This is a genomic window from Veillonella montpellierensis (genome assembly GCF_947090115.1).
GTDB classification, from domain to species: Bacteria; Bacillota; Negativicutes; order Veillonellales; family Veillonellaceae; genus Veillonella; species Veillonella montpellierensis.
In genome coordinates, this window is sequence record NZ_CAMUMS010000013.1 from 25,348 (window position 1) to 42,696 (window position 17,349).

The window sequence follows — 17,349 nt, forward strand, 5'->3', positions numbered from 1 at the left end:
GAGTTTTTATGAAACAAGCTATAGAACGAACAACATTATTATCAAACGGCTTAATCTGGTTTGGTGCAGCCGTTTCAATTGCCGAAATATTAACAGGTACTTATTTTTCACCACTTGGCATTGAAAAAGGCCTCCTCGCCATCGTCATTGGTCACATTATTGGTGGCCTTATCCTCTTTGGGGCTGGTTATATTGGTGCTAAAAAAGGAAAAACCGCTATGGAAACGGTAAAAGATGCTTTCGGTACCTCAGGCAGCCTTTTATTCATCATTCTAAACATTATCCAATTAATTGGTTGGACATCCATCATGATTTATGATGGTTCTCTATCCGCTAACAGCATTATCAATCTAACTCAACCTGTTTGGGCTTGTATTATCGGCCTTTGTATTTTAGGTTGGTTGCGCATTGGTCTCACCAACTTTACGAAAATAAATGGTACCGCCATGGGCATGTTATTTGCTTTAACCCTCGTATTATGTGGTCTAATTGCCAATCAAACAATTATGCCCACTGTAACTGATGATTCCTTAGCATTTAGCATGGCCATCGAATTATCAATAGCCATGCCCCTTTCTTGGTTACCATTGATTAGCGATTATACGCATCATGCGAAAGAGCCTGTAAAAGCAACAGTAGTCAGCGTTATCATCTATTCTCTTACTAGTACGTTTATGTATTGCATTGGTATGTGTGCCGCTATCTACACAGGAGTAACTGATATTGCCGTTATTATGAGTACTGCTGGTCTTGGATTGGTTGGTTTATTAATCGTTATATTTTCAACGGTTACTACCACCTTTCTCGATGCCTATTCAGCCGGTGTATCTGGCGAAGCACTCAGTCCCCGTATACGAGGCATGTATTTAGCAGGAATAACCACTATTATCGGTACCATTGCCGCTATGCTATTCCCTATGGATGATATCACTAATTTCTTATATGCTATCGGCTCTGTATTTGCACCTATGACAGCCGTATTAATCATGGACTACCTACTCAATGATAGTGCCTATACTAAACCTATTAATGTTGTAAATATGCTATCATGGATAATCGGCTTTATCATCTATCGCTATTTCTTAGCCACAGAGTTTGTACTTGGTTCTACCTTACCAGCTATGGTACTCACCGCCCTTGTCGTTCTTATCTTACAAAGCATTAAGAAAGGAGGCAAGCGTCGTGAAAGAGCATAATACATCCAACTATCGTTTATCGCAAACGACCAAGCTCGTACTAACGGGTGTCCTTTCTGCCATTGCCATTATAGGATCTACCTTTTCATTCCCCATACTTGGTTCTAAATGTGCACCAGTGCAACATCTTATCAATATCATAACCGCTGTCGTACTCGGTCCTAGTTATGCCGTAGGAGCTGCTTTTATTGCATCCCTCTTACGAAACCTATTAGGTCTAGGAACCGTATTTGCCTTTCCAGGTAGTATGTGCGGCGCCCTACTAGCTGGTCTATTATACAAATATACTAAGAAACTACCGTTTGCCTATATTGGTGAGTTAGTAGGTACATCTATTATTGGTGGATTAGCTGCCTATCCAATCGCCTCGTATGTCCTAGGTAATCAAAAAGCCGCTCTCTTAGGATTTATTCCTCCTTTTTTTATTAGCACCGCTGGCGGAACTATATTAGCAATTATTATCATTTCTGCTTGTAAGAAAAAAAGAATTCTTCCGCTATCCCATAAATGATATGATGCCTAACATTTATAAATCTAATTGCCCTCTTGTAACTATGATGTAACACAGACTAGCATAGTCTGTGTTCACCCTTCACGAACGTATCACCGCTCGAATGATGCATCATCTTGATAGTAAGAATCCTTCAATGAAGTAACTAGCTTTCAAAGTAAAAGAAGCATATAATAGATATATACATAGGTATATGTATACATATATCAATATATAATCTATCCTATTGGAGGTGCCCTATGAATCAAAATACACAAACGAAACAAGCTGGTCCTATGCTTACCGGAGAAGAACAAATCAGTTCTCGTTGTATTAGACCTCATAGTTTTGGAGTTTGGGAAGACTATTTCATACGTCTCACTCATATTTGGGGATGCATGCACAATCGCATTAATCCACTTCATGTAATATTTGCTGCTGACCATGGTATTGCTAAAGCAGGTATTGTTGGTTGTAATCCTAAATTAACACGGCTACAAGCTAAAACAATGTTACAACAAAAATCAGCAGCTACACAATTGGCTACCTTCTCTCATATTCCCTATGAAATTGTTGATGTAGGTTTAAATAGCCATAAAGCCGTTGGCGTTGATTGTAAGTTTCAACGCGGTAGTGCTAACTTCTTAGAAGAACCTGCCATGACGGTAGATGCATATCAATACGTGTATGAACAAGTAAGTAAGCTGATAACAACTCTTATTAATCGCAATTTTAAGGAAATTAATTTGCTATCTTTTGGTGAAATCGGTATGGGAAACGCCGTAGCCAGTGCTGCCGTACTATCCGCTTTGACTGGTGAACCTTCATCGATGACGGTGGATGATATGGCTGGCAATGATGAAGAGTCTGTCGCCAAATATCAACGTGTCGTAGCCGATGCGCTAGCATTCCACAAAGGAAAGTTAAATTCTACGGAATGTATTTTACAACGACTTGGCGGATTTGACCTCGTCGCCTTAACCGCTGCCATGGTAACTTGTGCGCGGGCGAAAGTTCCTTTCGTCATTGATGGTTTTACAACAGCCGTTGCCTTGGTCTGTGCCCAAACCATATGCCCTACCGTATCACAATATGCTATTCCATCGCATATGTCACGGGAAAAAGCTATGATCTTAGCTCTATCTCGTGTTGGCATTACCCCAAGTCAAGTACCACTTCATGCTCATATGGCAGTGGGTGAAGGAACGGGGGCTTTATTAATGGTCCAAATGTTACAAGCCACCTACCATGCATGTATGCATATGGCTTCTCTCGACGATATGATGGCAATGGATACCATTGTAAAATAAGAAACTACGAAAAAAGATGCTCTAGCTGCTAGGTCTTACAAATTCTTGTAAGGTCTAGCTCCTACAGAGCATCTTTTTATATGTGTACATCTATGGGTAGATACAACTAAGCATCGTTTAGGAAAGAACATCCTATTCCCAGATATACTATTATCTATGAACGATAATATACTATCTCCCTATTCCCTATCGTTTTCTCTACGCCTATCGACAGACAATGGATCTATTAAAATTTCTTTTCCACTGCTAAGGATATAGATTTTTGATTTTTATGAGTATCTGTATTCTGTCGACGTGCCCACACGGCATGCACGTGTATATCATGTGGCAACGATGTATCAACACCAATTTCGTGTCCCCAAGAAGTGTAGTTTTGCCCTGCATCGTGCATAATGTATCGGTTCACCGCTACATATGCAGGGCCATAGGTCGCTTTTACCCCCAGTCTTGCTTCTCCATAGGTTTTATGTACCGCCACAACAGGGTGCTTTAAACTATCTGTGTATGCACTTTGATGATAGTCACTATAGGTATACTGTAACTCAGGTTGTATCGATATCCGTTTATTCACCTTAATTGTATGTCCCACCTCTAGTGAGGCATCCCAATGATGGGCACGATTATCCGATGTTTGTGTATAATACACCCCTTCATTCACGGTCCACACATGGCAGCGCATCATGGCGCCTTGTAGATACGCATCATAATACGTGCCCTGTTTCCACCGCTTCGTTTGATGTATACCAAGTCCATACATCGTGGTGCGACTATTCGCTACGTGTACCCCCCCATCATTTCTAAGGAATCGAATCTGATCATCCAATATTGTCTTTCTATAATACTTAGTGCGATCGGATCCATAGAGGACATACATGCCTTGCGTAGTCGTGTCAGATTTTATACGATCCAGGCCCACCCGTACTATCTTCATATTCTCACTTTTGCTAAATACAATATATTTACCTTTTTTTGTCTTATATCCATTATATAGTTTATCTAATCGATTCTCATGATACGATACCCATACGAAATGGGTATCTGTTACTGGCACCCTATAAGAAGGACGTCCATCTAAACTATATCGACTGGCCTTAGCAAAATCACTGCTGTCATCATACCACGTAGGCTGAATCCAAAATTTATTGTTATAACTTATGCCTAGCGAATGAGTCTCTATCAAACGTTTCCCCGTCTTATGATCCGTCATCCATAATCCATCCCAAAGCAGTTTACTTATAAGCTCTTCTCTCGATAGATGTCGAATCCAACTTGTTATCTCACTTCTTCCTTCTACCTCACCAGAAAGTATTAGCTTATACCCATCTCCGTCTCGTTGTAACTCCATTTGCATCCGACCCGGTCTCCCCTCAGTCGTCAGGCCTTCCCATAGCGTAACTGGTGGTGCCCCTTCTATAATATCAGTCACTTCATGTGTATCTTTATTCACGACACGAATACGTGCCTCCGCCGCCATAGTCATCGATGTACTAACCACTGCTAGAAGCATCCCTAAGATAATACCTTTTTTTATATATCTACCCTTCACACTATTACTCCTTATAACTAGCGCAACATATCCTATCTATGTATCCAACTATATAAGCCACACTGTAAAATAGTGTGGCTTATTTTCTATATACATATTATATACTATTTTTTAACAACTACCCCCCCCCGATTATGAAATTTAGTTATGTGGTTATAAAAATTATTTATTGCTAGGTAACTAATATTGCTTCATGTAAGCGTAAACTATATAGATACGTTTCTTTTACGGGATAGGACGTCAATTGTGCTAGTGCTTTGTTATAGATAGACACTTGTATACCATAGCGATCCATGAGATCTTGTGCATTCTGAACTCTACTTGTGCGCGGGCGAAAGTTCTTTTCGTCATTGATGGTTTTACAACAGCCGTTGCCTTGGTCTGTGCCCAAACCATATGCCCTACCGTATCACAATATGCTATTCCATCGCATATGTCACGGGAAAAAGCTATGATCTTAGCTCTATCTCGTGTTGGCATTACCCCAAGTCAAGTACCACTTCATGCTCATATGGCAGTGGGTGAAGGAACGGGGGCTTTATTAATGGTCCAAATATTACAAGCCACCTACCATGCATGTATGCATATGGCTTCCCTCGACGATATGATGGCAATGGATACCATTGTAAAATAAGAAACCACTAAAAAAGATGCTCTAGCTGCTAGGTCTTACAAATTCTTGTAAGGTCTAGTTCCCAAGAGCATCTTTTTATATGTGTACATCTATGGTTAGATACAACTAAGGATCGTCTAGGAAAGAACATCCTATTCCCAGATATACGATTACCTATGAAAGATAGATACGAATCTCCCTATTCCCTATCGTTTTCTCTACGCCTATCAACAGACAATGGATCTATTAAAATTTCTTTTCCACTGCTAAGGATATAGATTTTTGATTTTTATGAGTATCTGTATTCTGTCGACGTGCCCACACGGCATGCACGTGTATATCATGTGGCAAGGATGTATCAATACCAATTTCGTGGCCCCAACAAGTGTAGTTTTGCCCTGCATCGTGCGTCATGTAGCGGTTCACCGCCACATATAGAGGGCCATAGGTCGTTTTTACCCCTAGTCTTGCTTCCCCATAGGTTTTATGCACCGCCGCAACAGAGTGTTCCAAACTATCTGTATATCCACTTTGATGATAGTCACTATAGGTATACTGTAATTCAGGTTGTATCGATATCCGTTTATTCACCGTAAATGTATGTCCCACTTCTAATGAGGCATCCCAATGATGGGCATGATTATCTGATGTTTGTGTATTATACACCCCTTCATTCACGGTCCACACATGGCGACGCATTATGGCACCTTGTAGATACGCATCATAATACGTTCCCTGTGTCCACCGCTTCGTTTGATGTATACCAAGTCCATACATCGTGGCGCGACTATTCGCCATATGTATCCCACCGTCATTTCTAAGGAGTCGAATCTGATCATCATATTTTGTCTTTTTATAATACTTAGTGCGATCAGACCCATAGAGAAAATAAATGCCTTGAGTCATCGTGTCAGATTGTATACGATCTAGACCGACCTGCAGGATCTTCATATCTTCACTTTTTCTATATACACTATATCCACCCTTTTTTTTCTTAGGCCCATTATATAATCTATCTAATCGATTCTCATGATACGTTACCCATACGGAATGGGTATCTGTTACTGGCACCCTATAGGAAGGACGTTGGTCTAAGCGATAGCGACTGGCCTTAGCAAAATCACTACTGTCATCATACCACGTAGGCTGAATCCAAAATTTATTGTTATAACTCAGGTTTAGCGTAGGATCTGTTGCAAGAAGTTTACCAGTCCCCTCCGCTATTATTCGTACACCTCCCAACGGACTCCCAATCAACCGTTCTCTCGACAAAGAGAAGGAATATGATGTTATATGACTCCGCCCTTCTACCTCGCCAGAATATATTAGCTTATACCCCTCGCCTTCTCGTTGTAACTCTACTTGTATCCGACCAGGTCTTCCCTCAGTAGTGAGGCCTTCCCATATCGTAACTGGCGGTGCCCCTTCTATAATATCAACCACTTGATGTGTGTCTTGATTCACGGAACGAATACGTGCCTCCATCGCCATAGTCATCGATGTACTAGCCACTGCTAGAAGCATCCCTAAGGCAACACCTTTTTTTATATATCTACCCTTCACACTACTACTCCTTATGCCCACTGCCACTATCATATCTATTTACACAATTATATAAGCCACACTGTAACATAGTATGGCTTATTTACTATATACATATTATATACTATTTTTGAACAATTACCCCCCCCGATTATGAAATTTAGTTATGTAGTTATAAAAATTATTTATCGCTAGGTAACTAATATTGCTTCATGTAAGCGTAAACTATATAGATACGTTTCTTTTACGGGATAGGACGTCAATTGTGCTAGTGCTTTGTTATATATAGACACTTGTATGCCATAGCGATCCATGAGATCTTGTGCGTTCTGCACTCTATCCGTTTTATAATCGATGAGCACCCATCCATCATCTTCCAAGAAGGCTGTATCAATGACACCTTGTAAAAATATCTGTTCCCCCGATTCCAATTGAGGATAGATAGTAGTACCATCAACTAATAGGCTAAACGGCCATTCTTTTTCAATACGCTTTGCTTGTACTAATCGTTGTCCTAACGGGGATGTAAAGAAACGACTAATCGCCTGATCAGAAATCAACTGCCGCTCTTTGTCTGTAAAGTACCCTTTATGCTGTAATTCATCGAGTGCATCATGTACACTATCTAGCGTGTAGGGTGCCACCGGGAGCCATTGCATGGCTTCATGCATCAACGTTCCCCAACTGGCGCCACTTGCTTGTGTAACCCGCGTATCTAAGAGCGCCGGTGTATGAGAAAATACATCATCCATTGTAATATGTTTATCTGTAGGGTACATATCCTTAGGAGTAGACTTGATATCCATAGGCGCTAAGGCACTCGTATCAGGAGAATTTTCATGTTGACCCTCTTTACTATGGCACGGAGGAACCGACTTTTCTTCACTAAATGAGTGATACTTTTCTTTCTGAGATGTGTCCATTCCTATGTTAGGAAGAAGCAATGTTTCTAGCTCCGCTTCCTGTTCTAAAAAGCGTCGTTTCATTTCGCTAACAGACAGTTTAGCCGCCGTTTTTGTGGCTACTTGCTGAGGATATACAAAATTAAATCGTTCTATTAATGATTCTGGTAATCTAGCACTAGATACACTATCCAATCGGCTTAATCCCTTAATAAGACCTTCTTGTTTATCCGATGATGTATCCAATTGACCATACTCGTTACCATCATGAATGGTCAAAGATATGTGACATTCCTTATCGGGTAAATCTAACCGTCCCACCTCTTGTGCTTGTGCTTCTACACGAATACGATTACCGCCCGCCCAATGGCGAGCCACACTCATGAGTATCCAATCTAGATAGGAGTTACTTTGCCGAATCACATCGTCTGGTAAAGCTGGCGTAGTCGCCATCAAGGCCGATTGTACCATATCCTTTTCACAATATTTTTTTACATTTTTCACAAAGCTTGTTAAATAAAGTTTATCCCTTGCCCTTGTCATGGCAACATATAACAATCTTTCTTCTTCCGCCTTGGCAGCGCGTAATAATTTTTCATGACAATACATCCATGGTATAGACTGATACATAATGCGGTACTCAGAATAGTAACCTTTCATACCTAATCCGGCCTCTTTATGCATAAGCATAGGCGATTGTAAATCTTTCACATTGAATCGTTTTTGTAGATTACTAACAAATACAACAGGAAATTCTAAGCCCTTACTTTTATGGATGGTCATAATGCGAACCACATCATCTGCTTCGCTAACCGTTTTAGCCATTCCTAAGTCTTGATTAGCAGCTTGTAGGTTTTCAATGAATCGTAAAAATCTGAAAACACCTCTAAAGGAACCTGCTTCATATTCCTTAGCTCGTTGGTACAAAGCGAGTACATTCGCACGACGAAGAAGCCCATTCGGCATGGCGCTTACATAGTTGACATAGTCTAGTGTTTCATAGATGTGCCATAATAAATCGCTGATACTATGATGTCGCGAATAGGTGCGCCACGTATGCATATAGTCCACAAATTGTAATAATCCTTCATGTTGCATTTCATTGGCAAAATCTGGTAATAAGGACCACAATGAACCAGTCCCACTCATACGTAATCGGCCAAGTTCATTTGCATCAAGGCCCACCACGCCTGAATGTAATACGGCGACGAGCGGTAAATCTTGCTCTGGATTATCAATAATTTGTAAGAGCGATACAATCAATTTTACTTCCAACGAATCAAAGTACCCACTTTTTTCATCGGCATAGGCGGGAATACTGGCAAGGCGAAACATTTCTACCATACGGGTTGCCACATAGGATGTGGATCGCAATAGGATTACTATGTCTTTCCACATAAGTGGTCGAAAATGTCCATCCCCCTCTTCCACTGTTGTCCCATTGGCTTTTAACTCTTTAATTTTTTCGATGATAAAAGATACTTCTTTTTCAAAATTGTCTAACTCTTGTGTGCTATTTTCATCATCTTCATCGGAAGAGGGAGATTCACTGTCACATTCAATGAGATGAATCTCTACATCCCCACCGCACCATGAATCTGGGGGATCATTGACGGTCCGCCCCGCATAAAGAGCTTCATCATCACCATAGTCAAGTTCTGCCCCCGCCTCTGTCATAATCTGTCGAAAGATAAAGTTAGTCACCGCCAATATATTATCATGGGACCTAAAATTCTTGGATAAATCAATGCGACGCTCGATGGCATCTGTATGGCGAGAAAATGATGTATATTTTCCCATAAATAAACTGGGATCTGCCATACGGAACCGATATATGGATTGCTTTACATCCCCCACATAGAATCGATTATCTTTCTTAGATACGAGATTTACAATGGCTTCTTGCACGCTACTTGTATCTTGGTATTCGTCAACCATCACCTCTTTGAATTGTCCTTGTAGTTCTAACGCCACCTCTGATGGTTGTGGATTCTCTTCTGTACCAGGGAGCACTAAGAGTTGTAAAGCTTTATGTTCTAAATCTGTAAAATCTAGTAAGCCCTTGTTTTTCTTTGCTTCGCTAAAAGCTTTATAAAAAGCTAATGTAATGTCAACAATGCCTTCTACTATAGGCAATTGTAATGCCATTTGGTGGGACCACTCTTCATCACTAACCAGGATGCCCACTTGTCCAACTCGTTGCAAGTCATTTTTATTTTGATCCCTAAGCGCTTTTACTTTTGTTAGTATCTCCGCATCCACCAACGGTTTAAGACTACTCGTAGGGAACCTCTCAAATTTCATAGATTGCAAGCGACTAATCATATCCCGATAGTCCGACCACGTAGTGCATGTATGTGCCTGATGTACCATATCGATGATGGCCCCTTCTAGGACATCAAATTTTTTCCAAGCTTCTTCCTCAACTAACAGGGATCGTATTTCTTTATATCGCGCCTCTACGCGATCAACTATTTCTACCACATCCGACAAAATTTGCTGTCCCCAAATCGTCTCCTCTAAGGGTAATTTACTATTTCTCTGATACGTGTCTTTAATCGATGTGAGCCATCCTACGGGGTAGCTAAGCCCCATAGAAAATGTATATAATTGTAACACTAATTCTTGAATTGTTCGATCCGATTGCATGTCGCTAAACATATCGGCTAGTTCATACATATGGCATGACCCATCTTCATAGGTCTTTTGTAGTACCCGATCTAATACGTCGAGTTCTAATAACCTAAGTTCTCCTTCATTACCTACTCGAAAGGATGGATCCATGTCAATGCGATAAAAATAGCTGCGAATTAACCACGTACAAAAAGAATGTAATGTAGAAATATGTGCCGATGGCAGTAGGCGCAATTGTTCTTCCAAATGGTCGGCTAAGGCGCTATCCTTTCTATCATAGGCCTCTTGAATCGCTTCATTTAATTTACGAGCAATACGTGCACTCATTTCTGCGGCTGCCGCTTTCGTAAAGGTAACCACTAATAAATCTGTCACCGACAAGGGTTTGTCTAAATTTTTAAGCCGCGAAATAATTCGTTCTACTAATACGGCCGTCTTACCCGATCCAGCAGCTGCAGCGACTAATATAGTTTGTGAGTCAAGTCCTGATGCGATAGGTGGCGCATCAATGACTGACTGTTGTGCCTCAGTCCACTTCATATAATTCGTCCCCTTTCTTCATGGCCTCTAATGCTTCTTGTTCTTGCTTTTTATGAATATATCGATAGGAATTGCGAGTGCCATCAAAGCGGCAAAGCGACCGATACTCACAATAGGAACAAGGTATTTTCTTATCTAATTGGTAGGGGCTAATAGGAAATATACCTTTCGTAATATGTGTACCAATACTCGCCATCATACGGCTTGCATAGTTCGTTAAGGTGTGAAATTCTGATACAGTTTTTAATTTAGGTAAAGACGTACTATATACATTCCCCTTCGTAGTCAATTTAACTGGCACATACGATGATGGTGTAAGCCGATAGGTGTCATCAATCGTATCCAGTACATCTAAGTCATGGATAAAATACCCTGTATTATGTAACGATGTATCATCCTTTGCCACTTTTTTCGCCTCTTTTTCTGTTAAAAATGGCTTGGATAGGCGCGGATTTCTCACATACGTATACAAAACGGCAGCTGGTATCATGCTATGGTTTTTTTCTAATTGTTCTAAAGCTAATAAATACGTAACAAGCTGTAACTTCAAGCCGTAATAAATATCAGAAGCACTCACTGAAGCGCCACCCGTCTTATAGTCAATAATCATCCCATATGTAGTGTGTCCATCATTATATTCATCGATACGATCAATTTGACCTTCTAAACGAATCGACGTATGTTCTGATACGTCAATATAGAGAGGTTTCCAACTCTGATAGTTACTACCAAAGCTTTGTTCTAAGTATTTAGTATTAAATCGACTTTTTCGTGACCAATCACACAAACGTTGTACCGTTTTCTGTAACGTTTTCAATAATCGAATTTGTAAATTATTTTGATAGGCATCGCTTTCATCACGTTGAAATGCTGGGGTATTCGCAATATTTGTTACGATTTTTTCACAAATTTCTGCTTGTTCTTCATTACTCATATCACGCCACTGCTGCTGTCGCTCTAATAATTCCATCCCTAACATGCGTAAACATTCATGTAAAAATATACCAATTTCAGGGGCCCCGAATGATTTAATGGGGCGTTCCTGTAAACGTAAACCGTATTCTGCATAAAATTTAAATGGACAAGTTTGATATTTCTCCAATCGAGTGACTGAACCAACCATATCTTGATGACCTGCGTGCTCTTTCAAAAATAAAGCACGAACTACATCACCATGAATGAGTGGTACTGTATTCGAGTCCATAAGGCCTCGCACAGCTTGTGCCAATAGAGGCCGCTGCGAACTAGTCCGCAACCACTCATAGAGGCCCCACCAGATAGATGCTATCTCACACCCTTTCAATACATTCCCAAATTGGGCAGATAACAAGGAGATGCTTTGTGGTATACGCCATATGTAATTTTCTATATGGTCATCATCAATTGCTAACGGTGCTGAAAGGATGGTCTGAACAAATCCTTTTTTCATCAATCGATCAATCGATAAGGATTTTTCTAATCCTACGCCTTCCTCATCTGTAGCTGCCAACGATAGGTATACATGTTCAGAAGCCCTCGTACAGGCTAAATAGAATAAGAAATTTTCATGATATGTTTTACCCAAGGCACCTGCTGCTAAAGTAATACCAATTTGTGCGAGCTCCTGTCGATCCGCATCACGCAATAATCCTTCATCACCCATTCGTTGTGGGAATACCCCTTCATTTAATCCCATAACAAATACAATCGGTCTCGATAGATTATATCCACGTTCAACGGTAGTAATCACTACGTGATCCAACGTAGGTGGTACTATGGAGTAATTAACATCACGCAACCCTTCTTGCATCAATAATGCCATTTCATCAAGAGATAGTATATCATCGGTGGCTAACAACATAATCTCATCTATTATGTCCATAACTCGTTTATACATCTGTTCATGAGCCGCCACAGTTTTTGTATCGCCTTCCTCCTGTGCTAGTTGACACCATTGACGTAACTGGTCCGGTATATCCATATGTACCAATAACTGATAAAATTGTTCTCCCCATTCACGCCCCGTATGTGATGCATTAGCAAACTGATACCATGGTTCTAAGATTTCCATAATATATTGGCGGTGCATATTCACTCGCTTTAAACGGGCTTCTTCTTGTGCTAATAGTTCCTCATTATGGCCATTACTTTGACGCGTATACTGCCATCTGTCACACTGCCACATATGTTCACGAATGCCAAATTCTAAGCAATAATTCTCTAATTCATCTACCGCTTCCCGTGAAAGGGGAAATAAATCTGTTTTCAACATGCGAAACATAGCATCATGATTAAACGGATACTGCACAATTTCCAATACAGCAAGCAAGAGTTCCGACACAGGATGTGTATCCATAGGATGTTGGCGATCTATAAAATAAGGAATTTCATAGCGACGTAATGTTTTTTCCAATATATCGCCATATGTTTCTGATTCTCGTAGTATAATCATCATATCTCGCCAACGCCGTGATGATTTATTCCTATTCGTAGATGCGTTTTCTACGTCTTGTTTCGTTGACCTATTTGCTTGTGTATCATTAGTAATTCCATCATCACCGTGAATATAGGAAACTATCTTACGACATACTGCATCTACTTCACGTTCGCGATGGTATCCTTCTACCACCTCAATCGTTTCATGACTTGTATTATTCTTGGCTGGGCTTTGAAAGAAATCCGCTTCTAACGACGCTAATACAGGGCTTTTATAGCGATACGTTTTAGTAAAATTACGAATAGTCACATGTGTGTCATATCTCTGGCACAACGTATCAAATACTTCCCATGGTCTATTAAATAATGTTCCCCTTTGCCTATATTTTTCCCGTTCCTTTGGATTCGTAGGTAATGTAATCGTTATAATCGATTCCTTAGCTCGATCGAATAGATTATATAAGAGTTCATATTGCACCGGTGTAAACCAGTGAAATCCGTCTACCACTATATGTGCTTGTTGCAATAATGGTGTATCATCTAATAGGCCAATTAACTCCTCTATCGGATCTGCATCCACTTGCCCCTGCACTGCTAACGCCGCCTCATAGGATTCCATGATTTTCGCCAATTCCTGTAATTTTCGACTCAATACAATATTAGTCGATTCTATCTGACGAGCGCCCGTCACCAACTCTTGCGATGATACTTTAAATGCCTGACATTCTGAAAATATACTCTGCAACACATCTGAAAAATGAGGCTGCTTAGCCGCCTGTTGTAATATATCAAGCGATGCCCCCTCTCGTTTCATAATAAGACGTAATAATAAGTTGCATCCCACTTTTGAAATACTATTGCTACGCACTTTTCCAATAGATTGAAACACTTGATACGCCAAGCGCCTAAACCCCACTACGCGAACCGTAGTAAATCCCCCTTGTGGCATATGCTCTGCCAATTCTCGTTCAACTTGATACGTTGCTGGTTCTGGCACTAGCAAAATAATCGGTTCTCCTGGACAAGTATCTATGATGTCTTTAATCTTTTCATAACAAGCATAGGTCTTACCCGTTCCTGCTCGTCCCATATATATTGAAAGTCCCATACATCCTCCTTTTGTATATGTAGTCATTCCCACACATATTGTACGCAACTAAGAGTACATTACTAATTCATAGCATCTTACATAAGAAACTACTATACGGTTATCAACCGACTTCACTATCTACAAATACTGTAGAATAACTAGTAAACACCTAATATACACCTATCATATACACGTCTCTTTATATCACACTATAGTATCTATACACTATTCCTTTTGCACTCCAGTGAGTATCTCTTAGTCATGCCAACTCCTATCCAGTTAAGAATATATACTATTATTGTATGATGATATATGAGAACTAACAAGATAGGAATACATATTTTTATAGCATCTATTCATGGGCTCCATACGACTAGTCTTGTAAAAGTACGTAATACTAATTTTTATAAACACCATAAAACTATAGCAAATAAAAAATACCATTTTATTAGTATAAAATTATCCTACGCATAATAAAATCATACTCTACATGTTCCCCTATTCATAAAACAAAATAAGGAATTCCCCACATGGCTTACATGTAAAGAATCCCTTATGCTAGTTAAACATCATAAAAAATTACAGTAAAATATTATTTCTTTCTTCCACTACATTACAGACTACGGTTTAAACAATTACGGAATTATCATAAATACATCATACATTGTTCTTTATAATTCCAATTCGTCTAACAAATAATGCATACGCCTCGGCTTGGCTAGAGGCGATAGCATAGCTTACAATGACACATTTTACTGTTTTTTAATGTTCACGGGACCATATCAAACCTATTTTATATAATTTTCACTTCGTGGAAATATATCTGCGTTATTCACTATTTTAAATAATCCGACAAGCCGGGATTTATTAGTCAATATATTAGGTCAGTTTACAAGGAACTACACAGAGACCACGAAACGGGGGCTACTGACAACAAATAAAGGCTGAGTATCAAGCACCGGGAAAGTGCGAGATATTCAGCCTGTTTTCAGAGAACGGCGGCAGGTATATGAAAGCCCCCGTTCTTCGTCCTACGCCAGACTTCAGGACAAAATGTTCCGAACCATTTTGATAAACAAGCGCACTTGTCCACCTTTATCCTATTTGAAAGAACCACTACCACGATAAGTGTTGACAACACAGGTAAAGACTTGTCCACAGTGTTTGCACCGTACCATGTGAACCATAATTTCATCCGCCCATCCGTCTTCGGTCTTTACCTGATTCAACGGGCAAGTGGATTCTTTCTCAAGCAGTTCAAAACCGCCATTCGTCACAAGCTGTTGGATGTATTCGATACACGCCAGATAATCTCTCGGTGCCTTAAAGCTCTTCCATTTCTGAATATTATGGCAATAGTCACACATTGCAACGCCCTCCCTACACAAATTTTTCTAAATTTTAAAATGGGTGGGAAGCCATTTTAGGGCTTTCCCGCCTTTGCTATTTCCGCAACAATTGAAATTGTACAGTTAATAAATTGACACTAAAACGGCGCTCTCTTGTGCTGCCATTTTCTCATAAAATTTTTTCAACCTTTCAAATGAGGTTCTTAAATCATCTTTAATTTCATCTGCTTCATCTTCGTATTCCCAAATATCAGGGTAAATATCGTTTTGGCGAAACGCACTCATATCAAATTTATCAATATATGTTTCAAAATCAAGCTCTTGCAATGCTTTTGCAATTTCTTTCACTCTATCACTTTTCGTTCCGGATATAAATTCTTCGATTTCTTCCCCGGAAATATTAAACTGTCCTACAATCGTTTCACTGATTAAATTATCTTCAATCGGTTCGTTGGCAGATTTTCCTGTCAACAAAAAATGAAGTGCGTCCCACGTTTTATCTATATCACAAATTTCTAAGTTCTCATTTTCCTGTGCGTCTTCCACATCATCAAGACACATAAATTTTTCTAATTCAATATCAGTAGTTGACTGATAATTTGCAATCATTCCCATTTATTTTTCCTCCATATTTGTCTTTACCTGCTCAGATACCTAGATAATTTCTTCTCAAGAAATTCATTCATATCATTGCAAAGCTTCTTTACTTTATTTTGTTCATGGGCATAGTACCAAATTGTTTCTTCATCATGACAAAGCAATAGCTGATCTCCGTCTGCCTCTTTCCAAAACTCTCCAAGAACCAAATATTGCTTCTCTTTTATTTCCATTGAAAACATTTCGTTTAGCACAACTTTTATGCCAGTTGAAAGATCAATGCCGCTTGTGATTAAGAAAAACCTTTGTACTTGTTCAGGAAAGGTAAAACTTAATTTTTCTTCTGCTTTCCGAATTTCCTCTTGTGTAGCACCTTGTTTTATAACGTCATTTTCATCAAGAGATTTCACTAAAGCATTTGTAAACTTTGGATAATGCTCAAACAAATTTGGATGCTCTTCTTTAACCTTCTTTTTCTTTTCTTGCTCTCTTTTTTTCTTATCCTTACAATAGACATCCAGCTCCTCTAAATATTTCTCTTGATACAGATTGCTTTTAGAAAAAGGTAGCCCTTTCCTCTCCAGTATGGCTATGGCTCCTTTTTGGCTTGTTAAAATCGGCACCCAGAGGAAATCATGGTCTTTTGGCTTAAGTCTTAAAAATTCTCCCCTATTTAAAACCCTCTCTAATTCATGTTCGTGTTTTAGCCACCAATTTTGATAGCTTTCAGGGGTTTCCCTGCCCTCTACCAAGGAAAGTAGCTTCTCATTTATAGTTTTCTCATTCAAATCATCCATGAAAACCATCCTCCTCAGGTCATCTCTCATTAAAATTAAATTTCGCTGTTTCGAGCTTATCTTTTGATTTTCACCATTCTCTTTCACGAATTGCTTCTTCAACATCATTAGGAATTTCAAACCACTTTAAAATATGAGTCACATCACCACCGATACACTCACGTGCATTAGAAATTGTCTTTGTTTCAAACGATTTATCAGTCGCTCTATTTCTATGCTTCGTAGTTCTTTACGAAAGTTATCTACTCCCAATTTTTTTATAATATCTAAATATGCTTAATTATAAAATGAAATTGAACACATAAAAAATCCATAGTGAACCTTGTGT

The 17,349-nt window shown here is 39.5% G+C and carries 12 protein-coding genes; 4 read left to right on the forward strand and 8 right to left on the reverse strand.

All coding sequences use genetic code 11. The features are described from left to right. The first annotated feature begins 8 nt into the window (after window positions 1-8). The 3 genes from cytX (at window position 9) to P6940_RS07320 (ending at window position 2,996) form a co-directional block, all read left to right on the forward strand. Window positions 9-1,196: a putative hydroxymethylpyrimidine transporter CytX gene (gene cytX, locus P6940_RS07310; RefSeq protein WP_277293637.1), complete on the forward strand. Its 1,188-nt coding sequence runs from the start codon at window positions 9-11 to the stop codon at window positions 1,194-1,196. Then, entirely contained in the window at window positions 1,183-1,707 is a 525-nt protein-coding gene (gene thiW / locus P6940_RS07315; protein WP_277293638.1) for an energy coupling factor transporter S component ThiW, read from the forward strand. Before cytX ends, thiW begins: the two co-directional genes overlap by 14 nt. A 239-nt stretch (window positions 1,708-1,946) precedes the next feature. After that, window positions 1,947-2,996, forward strand: a complete 1,050-nt coding sequence (locus P6940_RS07320; RefSeq protein ID WP_277293639.1) for a nicotinate-nucleotide--dimethylbenzimidazole phosphoribosyltransferase — start codon at window positions 1,947-1,949, stop codon at window positions 2,994-2,996. Window positions 2,997-3,222: 226 nt separating this feature from the next. On the opposite strand, the gene P6940_RS07325 is transcribed toward P6940_RS07320, so the two are convergent. Beyond that, window positions 3,223-4,542, reverse strand: a complete 1,320-nt coding sequence (locus tag P6940_RS07325) for an autotransporter domain-containing protein (protein WP_277293640.1) — start codon at window positions 4,540-4,542, stop codon at window positions 3,223-3,225. A 301-nt stretch (window positions 4,543-4,843) separates the two neighbouring features. On the opposite strand from P6940_RS07325, the gene P6940_RS07330 reads away from it, so the two are divergent. Beyond that, complete coding sequence (locus P6940_RS07330) at window positions 4,844-5,176, forward strand: nicotinate-nucleotide--dimethylbenzimidazole phosphoribosyltransferase (RefSeq protein ID WP_277293641.1); 333 nt, start codon at window positions 4,844-4,846, stop codon at window positions 5,174-5,176. A 225-nt stretch (window positions 5,177-5,401) separates the two neighbouring features. Here P6940_RS07330 and P6940_RS07335 read toward each other — a convergent pair whose 3' ends face one another. From P6940_RS07335 to P6940_RS07365, 7 genes are all read right to left on the reverse strand, one after another. Then, complete coding sequence (locus tag P6940_RS07335; RefSeq protein WP_277293642.1) at window positions 5,402-6,718, reverse strand: autotransporter outer membrane beta-barrel domain-containing protein; 1,317 nt, start codon at window positions 6,716-6,718, stop codon at window positions 5,402-5,404. A 170-nt stretch (window positions 6,719-6,888) separates the two neighbouring features. After that, the gene (gene addA / locus P6940_RS07340) at window positions 6,889-10,773 is read right to left on the reverse strand and encodes a helicase-exonuclease AddAB subunit AddA (RefSeq protein ID WP_277293643.1); all 3,885 of its coding nucleotides are present in this window, start codon (window positions 10,771-10,773) and stop codon (window positions 6,889-6,891) included. Then, a complete protein-coding gene (locus tag P6940_RS07345) occupies window positions 10,760-14,296 on the reverse strand; it encodes a PD-(D/E)XK nuclease family protein (protein WP_277293644.1) in 3,537 nt (1,178 codons plus the stop codon). The genes addA and P6940_RS07345 overlap by 14 nt, the downstream gene beginning before the upstream one ends. Window positions 14,297-15,378: 1,082 nt before the next feature. Continuing rightward, the gene (locus tag P6940_RS07350; protein WP_277293645.1) at window positions 15,379-15,555 is read right to left on the reverse strand and encodes a hypothetical protein; all 177 of its coding nucleotides are present in this window, start codon (window positions 15,553-15,555) and stop codon (window positions 15,379-15,381) included. Window positions 15,556-15,750: 195 nt separating this feature from the next. Next, window positions 15,751-16,242 carry a YfbM family protein gene (locus P6940_RS07355; RefSeq protein ID WP_277293646.1) on the reverse strand — a complete coding sequence of 164 codons (492 nt, stop codon included), beginning with the start codon at window positions 16,240-16,242 and terminating at the stop codon, window positions 15,751-15,753. 23 nt (window positions 16,243-16,265) lie between these two features. After that, entirely contained in the window at window positions 16,266-17,021 is a 756-nt protein-coding gene (locus P6940_RS07360; RefSeq protein ID WP_277293647.1) for an SMI1/KNR4 family protein, read from the reverse strand. Window positions 17,022-17,091: 70 nt separating this feature from the next. After that, a complete protein-coding gene (locus tag P6940_RS07365; RefSeq protein ID WP_265416445.1) occupies window positions 17,092-17,163 on the reverse strand; it encodes a hypothetical protein in 72 nt (23 codons plus the stop codon). Window positions 17,164-17,349 lie beyond the last annotated feature (186 nt).